The organism is Tenacibaculum sp. (assembly GCF_050290165.1).
Classification (GTDB): domain Bacteria; phylum Bacteroidota; class Bacteroidia; order Flavobacteriales; family Flavobacteriaceae; genus Polaribacter.
The window spans coordinates 360,857-374,706 of the sequence record NZ_JBNKHD010000002.1 but is presented as its reverse complement, the minus strand read 5'-3'; the positions used below and the strand labels follow the sequence as shown (position 1 = coordinate 374,706).

Genomic DNA, 13,850 nt, shown 5'->3' with positions numbered 1-13,850 from the left:
AATTGTGGTTATACGTTGTTGTGTGTAGTTTTTCGTTGTTTATATTTTCTTCTGGTCTTAATTATTCTAAATCTCAAATCATCGAAAAGTAAACTTGTTATTAAAATAATAGCTGGGAAAATTAACGTATTAAGCTTAAGTCCCTGTCTTGAATATAAAAATCCGCCAACTAATCCACCCAGAAAGAAAAATGAAATAATGAAAATCCGTAATTTTATAGTTGCTTTAATTTTGTCTTTATGCGGATGAGTTTTTGGAAAAAACAATTGAGATAATTCGATTCCTAAATCTGTAAATAAGCCAGTTAAATGTGTTGTTCTGACGATTGCGTTGGATATTTTTGTTACAAATGAGTTCTGAAGCCCCATCGCAAATAAAAGTGTACAAACAATAAAATCAAAATGTTCTATATGGTAAACGTTATACACTATTGGAATTGAGATTAATATTAAGGACTCAATTATAGTTGGTAAGACAAAAACATTTAATTTTTTATTTTCTCTAAATTTTTCAATTAAGAAACTTGATAAAAATGAACCAAAGAGAAACGAAAAAATATAAAGGAAATAAATTGTTCCTTTCCAAATTTCAAAATCGGCGACATCATTTATAAAAAGAGCAAAATGACCTGTTACATTCGTTGTTAGTTGTTTAAATTCTAAAAAGCCCGTAACATTTACAATACCAGCTATAAAAGATAAAATAGTGGCAATTCGCAGATTGTGCTTTAAAGTTCTGCTTTTACCTTGATGTCTAAACATTTTAATTTCATTTAGTTCAATTTTTCAATTACACACAATGGTTTTGTATAAACGCAGGAGTGGTTTTTAACTCACTTCTTTTTAGCTAATTTACAATTTCTATTTCAGGTAGCAATCTCTGTTTTAGGCTCTAAATCTGCTATTGTATTTATATCATGTAGAGGGTAGAGTTCTTTCTATTCTTTTCTCAAAACTCGAATCACAATTGTTCAATTACTTGCATTATGTTGTTTTGCCCCCAATGTTCAATATATTTTCCGTCACGGAGACGAACAAAGTCCATTACATTAAAAGTTACTTGCTTGTTTGTTGCCTGATGTCCCATAATTTTTCCCGTATGAGTGGCATGTATTGTTTTTCTGGTTGCAACAATATCTTTTTCAGCAATTTGTTCGTGAATGTCAATTTTAAAACCTGAAAATCCTTTATGAAGCATCGTAACGAATTGTATAAGTCCGTCTACATTTTTTGGAACTGAACCTACTGCTGTTTGATTAATAAAATCATCTGCTACAATTTCTTCAAGAATTTCAATATTTCCTCTCTCTATAAACTCTTTATTAAATCTTAATACTACACGCTTATTTTCTTCTGTTGTTACTTTATTCATTTAAGTTTCTTCTGGTTTCTAAATTCAAAAAGATGTTTGTTTCGGTTTAGTATACATTACTATCAACCAACGATAAATTGTATGAGTAATGGTAGATTGTGTGGTACTTTTCTGTTAAACTACTACGTAGCTTGAGCGAACTGTAAACCCTTTATATTTAGCGCATGGTATGCCAATACTTATACAAAATTTTATGTGCAGTTTTTATTTTCTTTTTAATTCTGAAAAACTCATATTCCCAGAAACCCAAACCCATTCAGATTTCCCGAAATTACCGGAATCTTCAATTACTTTCATATGTGTTTCGTCAATTATTTCGATAATTATTTTACCATACAATTGATCTTTACCGACAGGAATATCAGCCCAAGTGAGTTCTATTTTATTGTCTTTTATTTTACCATGACCTACGTGACACCAGTTTTCACCAAGATTGGCATTGTCTGAATTTTGGTTCATTCCCAACCAAAATACCTGATTATCTATAATGTTTATCCAAAACGGATTTTTACCAGTAGATTGCCAAAACCCGGGTTTGATTGTTGAATTTGAATTTTGCATAGTATTTATTTTTTTCAATTGTTCATTAGAATTTTCGTACCAGAAACAATCGTAGTTTTCCAGTTTTAACTCCAATGATTTTTTATAGCTTTCTTTAGTTTTTTTACCTTTTTTTTCTCTTAAATAAATGTCTGTTAGCTTATTTAAATACACAGGTGAATTTAAATGAGTGCTATATTTAGATATTAGTTTCTCCTTTGATAGCTTGATGTTACCAGAATAACTCGAAACTATAAAGGTCAAGATTAGAATTATTTGCATTCTTATTCAGTTTTTTTGCGTTGTAAACAAGAATCTCAACTATGAGTAGTTGCTTAAAGTTACTAAGATAGCAAAAAGGCACAGAGTGAGGAAAATTCGAGAATTTTCCAATGTGTACTTACCTTACCTAAGCAATTACTTATAGTCATTGTTGTAACACGTTATTTGCTCAATATTATTTTTTCAATCTTATCATTGTCAATTCTGTTTTGGACGTGTTTGGAGTTTTTTAATAAAATACTTTCTTTTAGAGATGGAAAAATTTTGCTAGCCCGTTTAAGCATTTTTATTCCTGGAAACATAATATCTTTCTTTGCGGCAAATAAATTTATTGGAGTTGTTATCAAATTAGCTTCTGCTTTTTTTATTACAGGAACTGGTGTGAAGTCCATGTTAAAATACAAAAAGACTTTTGATAAATACTCAAGAGCAAATGTGTCTGACTCCGTAAAAAGAGTGTTTAAGAATTTCTCAAGATATTTTGCTTTTTTAGTTTTTATATAACGTTTCATTGGAATAAACACTTTAAATAATAAAACTATAGGGTTTCCATTTACAATAAATGCTGGAGCAGATAAAAACACTTCTTTGATGTTTTTTTCATCTTGGATTAATGTTTTGAGTATAACTAGTCCTCCAAATGAAAAACCAGCCATAGTTACATTTTTTAGGTTTAGTTTATTTATAACCTCATTCATCCACAAACCGTAACTGTTGTCTTTCATACTCAATCTGTTTTCGTCACTTTTATTAGGCTGTGCAAGGACATCTATAGCGAATACTTGAAAATTTTTGTAAAGATTTGGATAGGTTTCTAATGAAATTGGAGCACATCCATTTGAGCCGTGGATTATTAATAGAGGTGGTTTCGTTGAATCTCCAATTATGATAATATTGGTTTTTCCATAACTAGTATTTACGAGTTTGTATTTATAGTCAATATTTAAGTTCTTTAATTTTTGCTCATAAAGATTTAGAATTTCTTTTTTTGCTAATTCTGATTTGTATAATGATTTCATTTTAGTAATTTTAGGACAAGTTTACTAAAAAAATAGGACATGTTTACTAATGGATAAAAAAAAGAAGTTAATTTTAGAAGTAGCTAGAACTTTATTCAACGAAAAAGGGTATCACGATGTAACAATAAGAATGATTGCCTTAAAAATGAAAATGAGTTCTGGAAATTTAAATTATCATTACAAAAAGCGAGAAGATATTTTAGAGGCTTTGTATTTTGAAATGGTTTCTGAATTCGATGAGAGACTTGATTTATTAGCTAATATTGAAATATCGATTACACAAATTAAGATGGATATTGAGAGAAGTATGAAGAGAATGCTAGATTATAGATTTTTTTGGACTGATTTATATAATCTTCTTTCTCTAAATGATAAAGTACAAAAGCATTTTCAGGAGGTTTATAAAAAAAGAATTGAAGGGTGTTTCTTATTATTTGAAAAAATGAAAGAAAAAAACTTAATGATAGATTCACTTTTTGAATTTGAATATTGTTTTCTAGCAGAAAGAATGATTGATTATGGTAATACTTGGTTATATTCTAGTTGTCTTTATTCAAAGAAATTACATTCCGATAAGATAGATTATCATGTAAATACTTTATTAAGTATTTTATTTCCTTTTCTTACTCCTCAAGGAAAAAAGGAATTTCAAAATCTATTGCCAGAGCTTTTTGGTTAATGTGTTACAACGGTCTCGGCTATGAGTAGTTGAGTGGTTTAGCGGTTAACTTTGCAAGTACACACGAAACTGAAAATCCGCGAGGATTTTCATAAGTAGGCTTGCACTAGCAATTAATTTTATACGTTGTTGGCAAATCGTTATTATTTAAGCATTATTTTAAAACTTTTTTTAGTTCATTAATAGATTTTTCTTTTTCCATATAAAATCCATAATGACTTAATCCAAATCCAAAAGCTAACATAATAAGAGGGATTATTATAGCTATCGGATTAGTTTCTTGCGTAATTATTCCAATTATTGTGGCAATTAAAGCTAAAGAAACTCCACTTAACCAAAAAATCATAAAAACAACAACAAATCCGTGTAATTTCAATTCCGCTATAACTTTCGTACCATTAACTGTACTTTGATAAGATCCTTTTATTTGAGGCAAAAATGAATTTCGATGATAGATAACTCTTTGAATTTCAAATTTTCTGTTTGTATGATTTCCCTCGAAAACTTTGTCTTTTTCTTTTTTCGAAAATCCAAGTCTGCCACCTCTTTTTGGCTGAATATTTTCCCTTAATTTATTATCCACCTCAGTAACTGAGAGCGTTGTTTTAAATTCTACTTTTTCTGACGGGATGATTTTCATAATGTTTGGTAACGTGTTTGTGTATGATTTTTTTGCGGGAAAAGGACGTGAATCGTTTTCCGATGTTGGGGAAAGATAATTAATAAGATTGAATTTCCGCTGAGGAAATTCAGTAGCAATTAATTATACACCTTGTTGTAGTTAGTTTTTAAGTTCTTGTATGTACTGTTTTATGATATATTTAATTTCACAAATATCTTTTTTTGTCGGTACTCTGTCAGCAACTAAGTAAAACATCCAGACCCAAGGATTGTTTTTAGTTTCAAAGTGAAGTGTATATTTATGAAGTAATTTTTCTTTATAAAATCCTTTTGGGTGATTTAAAATCACTATCTCTTGAGATTCAATATAATCTATCCCTATGATATTTGGATTTTTCTTTTCGTTTTTAATTCTGTTACCCTGAACATCATAGGCTGAATTTCCCTGTAATTTGAATATAGAAGAATCAGGTGTTTTATAGATATTTAAACTATTATTATCGCCTTCAAATTTTCCTTTCCATTTCTCTGGTAATCTTAAAGTGAAATTTCTATGCTTATCGGATAGAGTAATAGAGTCCTTTATGTTATAACAATTACATTCTTTAAAGTCTTTAAAAAAACTATCAACTTGAGCATTACAAGTAAAGTATGTTAAAAATAATAATAAATAAATTTTCATTTTCATGCAATTAACGGTTCGTATAACCGTCAGTTATCGGTTTGTTTTACTTTGTTTTTCGGTTTAACACTGGTCTTAGCAATTCCGAGTGGATTTGGACGTGGTCGAATCCTCCGTAATTGCGGTTATATATTGTTGTCCATAGTTATTTTTCATTTCCCTTGATAAATTCAAGAAATTCATTTCCAAATTCAGTAATGGTCTTGAGGTATAGCTTAAAATTAGAATTGTTAATAACATTACATTTATGATCTATAGCATAATCGATAATTATTTTATCGTTAGTATTAACTTTAAAATTAGATTCTAAAAAGTTGAATATGCTAGATTTAAGGGAATCGGATATTTGCCCATGATATTCTCTAGGGATAATTCCTTTATTAAAACGTTTGTTTTTTTTAAGACGAATAACAGCTCCTCCTTCTTCTTTTAGTTTCTTAAACTCGGTTTTAGAAAGTGTATTTCCAAAATCATCTACGTATTCCTTGTCTTGAGAATAAGCAATTGTATTAATGATAAAAATAAGAATTAGTATAATTTTTTTCATAGTTTTTGAGTACAGTAATGGTTAAAACGTCTATTTACCTTCATAGAAGATGTGATAAATGGATGTTTTAAGTGTTTTTTGTTCTTTTTCATTCAAAGGTAGCCAAGATAAAACAAAATAAAAAACCGTACAAAATATGTATGGTTAAAAATATAAGAGTAGAGGAAATTGTTATTAATGTAGCATAAACCTCAAATTATAAGACTTTAATTTCGTGATATATTTTTCTTGTAAAAGGTGTTTTTATGTTTAAGTTTTCTCCATAGGTTATAATAGCTCCAGCAAATAATTCTAACTCATTATTGCCTTTATTAGCATTAATGTCTAGTTGTAACGAAGTTGGTGTTTCAGGAGGAAAAGTAGCTGCTTTTTCAAAAGTATTTTGAATAATATTGTCTTGTAATACAATATCTTTTTGTTCAGCAATACTTTTAATTTCTTCCATAATTTTTACTGCTTCTTCTTTTTGAAACTCATCATTGCAAACTGTTCCTATTGACGAATTGTGCTTTGCTGTTACCAGCCCAAAACTTGCTATAAAAATAAATTTAGTCCAGATATCTGTTAAAGCATTTTCTTTAAAATCAAAGTCTATTTTACTATTCTTCATCAAATCTACAATCCAGTCAATTTGAGAAGTAGGGTTTTGAGGATCTTTTGAAAAAATTAACTTTCCAGCTTTTCCTTTGTGTTCTATAATTCCTTTTTCCTTAATATGTGATGCTACATAAACACAAGAAGGTAAAATGGTATTGGTAGGAATTAGTTTACGAATTCTATCATAGATGTCAGCTCCATTCATCATTGGTAACAAAATGGTTTCACTAGTAATAACCTCAGATAATTGAAGACATACATTTTCTAAATCGTACTCTTTAACACAGATAATTACTAAATCAGGGTTTTTAATCTCTTTAATAGTAGAGTATACCGCGTTAGGTTTTGTTGTATTATTTGAGTGTTCGGGAGAGAGTAGGGTTAAGCCGTTGGTTTTTATAGTCTCATAAGTTTTGCCTCTGGCTACGAAGGAAATATTATAAAGACTATTCGATTCGTTACATTGGTTTATTTTAAATCCAAAATAACCACCAACGCCTCCAAGCCCTACAATTGCAATATGTTTTTTATTCATCATTTTTATTTTTTTACAAAAATGAGCTAATCAGAATAAAAGGGCACTTGACAAATGACAAGAAATTACATTTTGCTAATATCTTTTCTTATTCTACTTAAAGAGCTGTCAGTAATACCAAGATAGGAAGCAATAATTTTTAAAGGTACGTGTTGAAAAATATGAGGCTGCTTTTTTAGAAGATTTAAATATCTAGTTTCTGCTTTTTGACTTACGGTTTCAATTAATCGATCATTCAGTTTGTAATAGTTGATGACAAATAAAAGACGGCTAAATTCTCTAAACTCAGGAATGGTATGAAAGTTTTCTTGTACATTTTCTAAACCTGTAGCCCAGAATGAACAATCTGTTAGAGTTTCATAAATTTCTTTGGAAGGTTGTTTTTTAAAAAAAGACAAAAAATCATTCACAAAGCAAGGAGCAGCATAAATGTTTGTAGTTACTTCTTCATTATCTTCATTAATAATGTACGAGCGCATATAACCTTCTTCTAAAAAATATGTTTTTGTACTAATCGTATTTGTATTAAGAAGTATCGTGTTTTTTGAAAGAGTAAAATTTGAAAAGGTTTCAGTAATTTTTTCAACAGTTTTCGTTTCAATAGGAAATAAGGAATGAAAATAGTTGTTAAGGTTAGATTTTGTCATAATTAATAATAAAAATCTATTAATTCTTGTTTAGTAGTTTTAGAGTGATTCCTATTTGTCCCATATGATAAATATCGTGATGAATTAATCCGTCAACTAAATATTTATAGGAGTATCCAGGAACGTAGTCGTTATTTTCCAAATAATCATCTGATTTATTCTCAAGTAAATTAATCAGTTCTGTTTGACTATTGAATAAATCCGTTTTTAATGTTTCCCAACCAATTTTTTCAAGCTCATCATTGGTTCTCCAATTTTCAGGGCTATTCATAGTTACGTTAGATTTGATACCTTGAAGTTTTTTAATCCCTTCAATACGCCAAATTAGAATATGAGCAACTAGTTCTGCAACACTATGAATTTCAGGAATAGGTCTTATAAAAGCATTTTTTTCGGTTACATTTTCAAGTTTTTTCTTGAAGTTTTCATCTAACCAATTGCTTCCATCTTGATTATTTTTTAGTTGAGTAATAGCATTGGTAATTAGTTTATTATTCATTTTTAGCTTTTTTAAGTTAGTTGTCAAAAAATAAAACGGAAGTATTAGCAATTTTATTTTTTTAGTTTAAGGATAGCCAAGATAAAGAAATGTTCGGAAAATATTATTTGAGTTTTAATATTCTTAAAGCGCCTTGTATTACTAAAACAAAAACAATGGTTCCTATAATCAAATCTGGTTTGTTAGAATTTAACCAGTGAACCAAAAAACCAGCAGTTATTACTCCCAAATTGATAATAACGTCATTTGAAGTAAAGATCATACTCGCTTTTATATGAGCTTCTTTTTGACTTTTTGATTTTTGTAAAATATAAAGACATATTCCATTAGCGATAAGCGCAAAAAGAGAAACAATAATCATAGTCGAAAAATTGGGAAGTTTTTCAGCTCCCAAAAATCGTCTTAGTACTTCTACAAATCCAATAATAGCCAATGTAATTTGAAAATATCCTGCAAGTTTGGCTATTCTTCTTTTTCTAATGATGGTACCACCAACAGCAAAAATACTAATGCCATAAACAAAAGAATCGGCAAGCATATCTAAACTATCAGCAACCAAACCCATCGATTTAGAAATTATTCCAGTAGTCATTTCAATAATGAAAAAAACAAAGTTGATGGCAAGAACTGTCCACAGTAACTTCTTTTGGTTGGTATTTTCGTTGAAATTTGTTTGCTCAGTTTGTTCGGTTGATATTTTTTTACTTCCTAAATTTAATTCGAGGATTGATTTTTCAATTTGATGAATTTGTCCGCTATGAAAAACAGTCAACTTACGGTTTGGAATGTCAAAATCTAAATTAGCAATACTTGAAATCCCATCTAATTTCATTCGGATTAAGTTTTCCTCAGAAGGACAGTCCATTTTGGTAATTTCAAATATTGTTTTATTCACTTAATTTTTGATTTATAATTAAGTACGATAGTAGGGTTGTTAACCCAATTAAAAAGTTAGATTAAGGTGTTGTATTTCAACGATTACAACTCAAACAAACCTTTTGGTATTGCGTGAAAACCAGTAGATTTTACCGCATCTTCAATTTCTTTTACATTAATCAATTCTGTTGTTTGTACTGTTAATTCTCTAGGGAAAACTTCAGAATTAATAATAACATCTTTCACTCCGTGTACAGATAAAATTCTGTCTTTTATTCTTTCTAAGTCTCTAAGATCTTTGGCATCGGTTCCAAATATTTTTCCGTGGTTTCCTGGAATTACATTTTCTGATAATAAACTCATAAGTATTGTTTTTTAATGAAGCCTAGTAAATTTACATAACTTTTACTTTATTTGAAACAAAGTCACTGATTATAGCTAAAATTTATTTATTATTTTCTAGTTTTTAGTTAGATGCTTAGAATTTAGTTCTTTTTTAAACAGATGAAATTTTATCAAAACCAACTGTTTCTCTATAATGTTGTGGAGATACATCTGCATTCTTTTTGAAGAATCTACTAAAATAATACTCATCATTATAACCTAATTCATAGGCTATTTCTTTCACGGTCTTATTAGTTAAGTATAGTTCTCTTTTAGCTTCTATAACGATGCGTTCAGAAATTAAATCAGTCAATGTTTTGTTGTAATGTGTTTTGGTTAGTTTGGTCAAAGCTTTTGGGGTAATGGATAGCATTTCGGCATAGTCACTAGCGGTGTGTTTAGTTTTGTAATTGGCTTCTATGTAATTTTTTAGGTTTTGTAATATAAATGGCATCCCATTTTCTTTAGTTTCTTTTTGCATTTCCATTTGCTGTTCTGTTTTCAATCTAGATGCTGAAATCAAAAATATTTTCAAGTATGAAACTAGTAATTCGTATTGAGCCAAATCTGGTTTTTGCATTTCAATTCTGAATTGATCAATTACCATGTCAAAAGTTGTTTTAACTTCCTCATTTACATGAATAAAAGGAGGGGAGTAAATATTATTGAACAATACGCCATTACAAGCTACCTCTTTATGATGTTTGTGGATGCAAAAGAAATCTGGATGAAAATTTATTACTGAACCACTTATTTCGGATTCGGTATTGAGTTTAAAAGGTTGATACGGTGAGAAAGAAAACAATGTATTGTCTTTAAAAGTATAATTAGAAAAATCAGCTTTTACTTTTCCAGTTCCATTTTTCACCCAAATTAACGAATAGTGGCTTAAGCGTTGAACTTGGTCAAAAGGATTTTCTTTTTCAAAACAGTATATTCTGAAAGCCAAGTTTCCTGTTTTTGGGTTCATTAATGTTAATTTGTTGTTTTGTAGCATAGTTTATCAAGTTAGTTTTCTGTCGTTATAGTCTATCTTCAAGTCATTAATACTTGCAAAACGTTTTTGCATCAGCCCATTTTTGTCAAACTCCCAAAGTTCATTTCCGTAGGCTCTGTACCATTGGTCGTTTTCATCTTGATATTCATACTCAAATCTAACAGCCATTCTATTTTCTCTAAATCCCCAAAGTTCTTTCTTTAGTTTATAATGTTTTTCTTTTTTCCATTTTTCGGTTAAAAACTGAACAATCTCTTCACGTCCATTAATAAACTGGGTTCTATTTCTCCATTCAGAATTTATAGTATATGCTTTTGAAACATTTACAGGGTCTTTACTATTCCAAGCATCTTCTGCTTTCTGCACTTTTTCAAGAGCAGTATCCATTGTAAAAGGAGGAAGTGGATGTCTTTTTTCTTCTTGATTCATTTATTTGTGGTTTTAGTAAAATCAAAACAGGAATTATAATTCTAAAATTCCTGCTTTGATTTTTTTAGAATTATAGACTTTCAGCTAAAGGAAAATCAACTGGAATTTTTGTTAGATTATGTAAATAGTTCATTGCCGTTTTATCGCTTATTTGAAGGATTAAATCAACAAGATTTTCTTTGGTATAGCCTTGAGCAAAAAAATCTTTTACATTTTCATCACTGGTATTACCTTTATTATTGGTAATATCTGCTGCTAATTTTACTAAAGAGTTTAATTTTAAATTATCACTTTTTCCATTTCGAATGTTTAACAATTGTTGCTCATTAAATCCATTCATTTTTCCCAATACAAGATGTGCACTTTGGCAATAAATACAACCATTTACTTGGCTAACAACTAAGTTTACAGCTTCTTTTTCTTTATTCGATAACGATGTTTTGGCATTTTGATAGTCTAAATACCTTTTAAGTCCGTTATCAGAATAGGCTATCGTAGCATAAAGGTTAGGAACAAAGCCTAAAGCTTTGTCTAGGTTATCAAAAATTTCTTGGTTTACTGAAGATACTTCATTCTTTGTAGGAACACTGAATTCCGTTTTAACTAAACTTTCCATTTTAAATTGTTTTAAAAATTGTTTGTCAATATGACAATACAAAATTGGCACGTATTCAAACGGTATAAAATGGACTATTTTCGTTAATGCATGGACAATTTTACCGAATATAGTTAAAGGTGTAAGAATAGCTTAGTTTTGTGTTTGAAAGAATTTAAGAATAGATGAATTAGTGATAAATGGTTAATCTACTTGTGTATAATAGGGGGTTGTTGTTCTATATCTAGACTCTTAAATTATTCTGTTTTAATAGGAGTACAGATTTCTATTAAAAAACCATTATTATCTCTTACATAGCCAACTTTTTGTCCCCAAGGTTTTTCTGTGAGTGGTTCAAATTCTATCGCTCCCATATCGAGTGCTTTTTTGAAATCTATTTCTATGTTTTCAGATACAAAAGCCATTTCTACCCCAAAAGGCTTTCTTGTATTGCTGGTAACTTCAAACTCTGCTTTAAAATTTGATTTTCCCAATTTGGTTGAAGCAAAAGCTATAGTGGTTTCTCCTGAAATTAGTTCTCCATAATCCTCTTCAGGTGTTATAAATTTGGGAGTAAAACCAAAAGCTTTTTCATAAAATTGAATTGTTTCTTTTACTTTTTCAACATAAAGTATAGTATAACCGTATTTCATATGCTATTTATTGTTATTTGTAGTAACATGATTTGGATATCTAATTTAGGAAATTTATTCGGGATGATAGATCACAGTTTTGTACATAAAAAGTAGCAGATTAAATTCTTAATCTGCTACTTTGATATATGTAGTCAATAGGTGTTTTACTTATACCTATCAAACGACTTCTTAAGAATTTCTTTTACGTTTTTGGTAAGGTTCTGAATACTAACAAACCCATAAAAGGTATCAAATGTGATTTGTTCAAAACGATTTTGAATTCTTCGTATTTCGCTTAACGGTAAGGGCATTCTATTAGGAGAACTCCAAACTACTGAAAAATGTTGTTTGTTAGGAGAAAGGTAAAGGGTGTCTCCGCATAAGATAGCCCCTTTTTTAGATAAATGAGGAACATGTAAAATACTACTTCCTGCAAAATGCCCTCCTATTAAATATAATTTCATTCCGTCCCAAAGCTCCAATTCATCGCCTTCCCATAAAATGAGATGTTTTTCTTTAACCATAATATGTTCAGCATCGTTTTTGTGAATTAAAATAGGGCAGTCAAATATATCTGCCCATTCGTTCATATTACTATAAAAATGAGGATGTGAAAAGGCAATTGCTTTTAAACCACCTTTAGCTTTGATAAACTCTATGGTCAATTCATCTAATAAAGGTATGCAGTCCCATAAAATGTTTCCATGTTCACTTAACACCAATAAAGCCCTTTGCCCTATAGCAAATTTGGGATTAATTATTAATTCATAAAAGTTTTCTTGAATGCGGTTTAGTTTTACACTGTGAGTTTTTAGTAATTCAGAATGTGGAATCCATATTTGACCATTTTGAGGTACCCATTGTCTCTCATCTAAACAAATCATGCAAGTTGTAGATGCCATATTTGTTGGGTACGCAGTGCCACAAGTAGCACATAATTTTACTTCTTTCTCAGCATAGCTTTTAATGTACATTTTGATAAAGCTTATGGATTAATAACTCGCTTTCAACTTGTTTTCTTTGCTCAGTTCCAGCCATTTTTTCTAAAAGTTCTAATGAAGCTAAATAGCTTACAAGATTACCATTGGATGAAATAATTTTTCCGTCGGAAACTACCGAATTAACTTGATCATCTTGAACTAAAAGAGACGGATACTCTTTTTGAAGTGTTTCGCTTCCACCACAATACGTCACGATTTGTTTTCCTTCAGCTACTTCAGCTTCACCTAACAAGAAAGCACCTGCACAATGACTGGCGATATAGTCTGTTTTTTGATCTTGTCGTTGGATAAAATCAATTAAAGTTTGGTTTTGTTTTTGCTTGTCCGGATTCATTGAACTAGGGACAACTAAAACATCCAAATCCGGACAGTCTTCTATGGTAATGTTAGGAATGACAGTTAAGCCTTCTTCACTCACACATGGGGCATTAGTTTCCGCGATTAGAAATACATTGAACATGGGTTTTTTGTGCTCATTAGCTTTGGTGAATACATCTAAAGGAGCGATTACTTCGTTGGCAATAAAGCCTTCAAAGATTAAAATACCAATTTTTGGAAGTTGATTTGTCTCTTGATTTTTCATGTTGTTTTGAATTTTAGGTTGAGAATTTTGACAGGATATAAATGCCAGACATAACAACCTTATTAAAGTTGATTTCATGTTTAAAAATTTGATAAAGCAAAGTTGAAAAACAATGAAAATCTATAAAATGGAAAATCTTGAGTTTATGATGTAAGATTTGGTATAGTGTAGTTTTATAAATTTTGCTAAAGGTAAATCTTGGAACCCTTTTGAAGTAGTTTATGCGTTCTTGTTTAGAAATCAACAAGATATATTATAATGTATAGAAGGTTAGATTGTGATAAGTAGGGGTTAATTCCAACATTCTAATTGAGTGTTGAAATTAACCCAT

General features: G+C 29.7%; 19 protein-coding genes. 1 reads left to right on the top strand and 18 read right to left on the bottom strand.

Annotation, left to right across the window (positions count from 1 at the left end; genetic code table 11):
• Positions 1–8: 8 nt before the first annotated feature.
• The 4 genes from ACQY6M_RS03785 to ACQY6M_RS03770 all read right to left on the bottom strand — a co-directional run bounded on the left by ACQY6M_RS03785 (position 9) and on the right by ACQY6M_RS03770 (position 3,212).
• Positions 9–761, bottom strand: a complete 753-nt coding sequence (locus ACQY6M_RS03785) for a YoaK family protein (RefSeq protein WP_428740477.1) — start codon at positions 759–761, stop codon at positions 9–11.
• A gap of 199 nt (positions 762–960) precedes the next feature.
• Positions 961–1,371: an ester cyclase gene (locus tag ACQY6M_RS03780; RefSeq protein ID WP_428740476.1), complete on the bottom strand. Its 411-nt coding sequence runs from the start codon at positions 1,369–1,371 to the stop codon at positions 961–963.
• 204 nt (positions 1,372–1,575) lie between these two features.
• A complete protein-coding gene (locus tag ACQY6M_RS03775) occupies positions 1,576–2,193 on the bottom strand; it encodes a hypothetical protein (protein WP_428740475.1) in 618 nt (205 codons plus the stop codon).
• A 161-nt stretch (positions 2,194–2,354) separates the two neighbouring features.
• The gene (locus ACQY6M_RS03770) at positions 2,355–3,212 is read right to left on the bottom strand and encodes an alpha/beta fold hydrolase (protein WP_428740474.1); all 858 of its coding nucleotides are present in this window, start codon (positions 3,210–3,212) and stop codon (positions 2,355–2,357) included.
• Positions 3,213–3,261: 49 nt separating this feature from the next.
• Here ACQY6M_RS03770 and ACQY6M_RS03765 point away from each other — a divergent pair, with 49 nt between their 5' ends.
• The gene (locus ACQY6M_RS03765) at positions 3,262–3,891 is read left to right on the top strand and encodes a TetR/AcrR family transcriptional regulator (protein WP_428740473.1); all 630 of its coding nucleotides are present in this window, start codon (positions 3,262–3,264) and stop codon (positions 3,889–3,891) included.
• Positions 3,892–4,045: 154 nt separating this feature from the next.
• Here the strand turns inward: ACQY6M_RS03765 and ACQY6M_RS03760 are convergent, their stop codons facing one another.
• The 14 genes from ACQY6M_RS03760 to ACQY6M_RS03695 all read right to left on the bottom strand — a co-directional run bounded on the left by ACQY6M_RS03760 (position 4,046) and on the right by ACQY6M_RS03695 (position 13,576).
• Positions 4,046–4,531: a hypothetical protein gene (locus ACQY6M_RS03760; protein ID WP_428740472.1), complete on the bottom strand. Its 486-nt coding sequence runs from the start codon at positions 4,529–4,531 to the stop codon at positions 4,046–4,048.
• A 141-nt stretch (positions 4,532–4,672) separates the two neighbouring features.
• The gene (locus ACQY6M_RS03755) at positions 4,673–5,200 is read right to left on the bottom strand and encodes a hypothetical protein (RefSeq protein ID WP_428744912.1); all 528 of its coding nucleotides are present in this window, start codon (positions 5,198–5,200) and stop codon (positions 4,673–4,675) included.
• Between the two features lie 139 nt (positions 5,201–5,339).
• On the bottom strand, positions 5,340–5,741 hold the full coding sequence (locus ACQY6M_RS03750; protein ID WP_428740470.1) for a hypothetical protein: 402 nt from the start codon (positions 5,739–5,741) through the stop codon (positions 5,340–5,342).
• 196 nt (positions 5,742–5,937) lie between these two features.
• Complete coding sequence (locus ACQY6M_RS03745) at positions 5,938–6,876, bottom strand: ketopantoate reductase family protein (RefSeq protein ID WP_428740469.1); 939 nt, start codon at positions 6,874–6,876, stop codon at positions 5,938–5,940.
• Between the two features lie 62 nt (positions 6,877–6,938).
• Complete coding sequence (locus ACQY6M_RS03740) at positions 6,939–7,520, bottom strand: Crp/Fnr family transcriptional regulator (RefSeq protein ID WP_428740468.1); 582 nt, start codon at positions 7,518–7,520, stop codon at positions 6,939–6,941.
• Between the two features lie 19 nt (positions 7,521–7,539).
• Positions 7,540–8,019, bottom strand: coding sequence for a DinB family protein (locus tag ACQY6M_RS03735; protein ID WP_428740467.1), 480 nt, complete (start codon positions 8,017–8,019; stop codon positions 7,540–7,542).
• Positions 8,020–8,122: 103 nt separating this feature from the next.
• Complete coding sequence (locus tag ACQY6M_RS03730; RefSeq protein ID WP_428740466.1) at positions 8,123–8,914, bottom strand: cation transporter; 792 nt, start codon at positions 8,912–8,914, stop codon at positions 8,123–8,125.
• A gap of 83 nt (positions 8,915–8,997) precedes the next feature.
• A complete protein-coding gene (locus tag ACQY6M_RS03725; protein ID WP_428740465.1) occupies positions 8,998–9,258 on the bottom strand; it encodes a heavy-metal-associated domain-containing protein in 261 nt (86 codons plus the stop codon).
• A gap of 133 nt (positions 9,259–9,391) precedes the next feature.
• Complete coding sequence (locus tag ACQY6M_RS03720; RefSeq protein ID WP_428740464.1) at positions 9,392–10,276, bottom strand: helix-turn-helix domain-containing protein; 885 nt, start codon at positions 10,274–10,276, stop codon at positions 9,392–9,394.
• Between the two features lie 6 nt (positions 10,277–10,282).
• Positions 10,283–10,705 carry a DUF1348 family protein gene (locus ACQY6M_RS03715; RefSeq protein WP_428740463.1) on the bottom strand — a complete coding sequence of 141 codons (423 nt, stop codon included), beginning with the start codon at positions 10,703–10,705 and terminating at the stop codon, positions 10,283–10,285.
• 70 nt (positions 10,706–10,775) lie between these two features.
• The gene (locus ACQY6M_RS03710; protein ID WP_428740462.1) at positions 10,776–11,321 is read right to left on the bottom strand and encodes a carboxymuconolactone decarboxylase family protein; all 546 of its coding nucleotides are present in this window, start codon (positions 11,319–11,321) and stop codon (positions 10,776–10,778) included.
• Between the two features lie 236 nt (positions 11,322–11,557).
• Positions 11,558–11,953, bottom strand: a complete 396-nt coding sequence (locus ACQY6M_RS03705) for a VOC family protein (protein ID WP_428740461.1) — start codon at positions 11,951–11,953, stop codon at positions 11,558–11,560.
• Between the two features lie 146 nt (positions 11,954–12,099).
• On the bottom strand, positions 12,100–12,909 hold the full coding sequence (locus tag ACQY6M_RS03700; RefSeq protein WP_428740460.1) for a hypothetical protein: 810 nt from the start codon (positions 12,907–12,909) through the stop codon (positions 12,100–12,102).
• Positions 12,899–13,576: a DJ-1/PfpI family protein gene (locus ACQY6M_RS03695; protein WP_428744911.1), complete on the bottom strand. Its 678-nt coding sequence runs from the start codon at positions 13,574–13,576 to the stop codon at positions 12,899–12,901. Before ACQY6M_RS03695 ends, ACQY6M_RS03700 begins: the two co-directional genes overlap by 11 nt.
• Between the last annotated feature and the right edge of the window lie 274 nt (positions 13,577–13,850).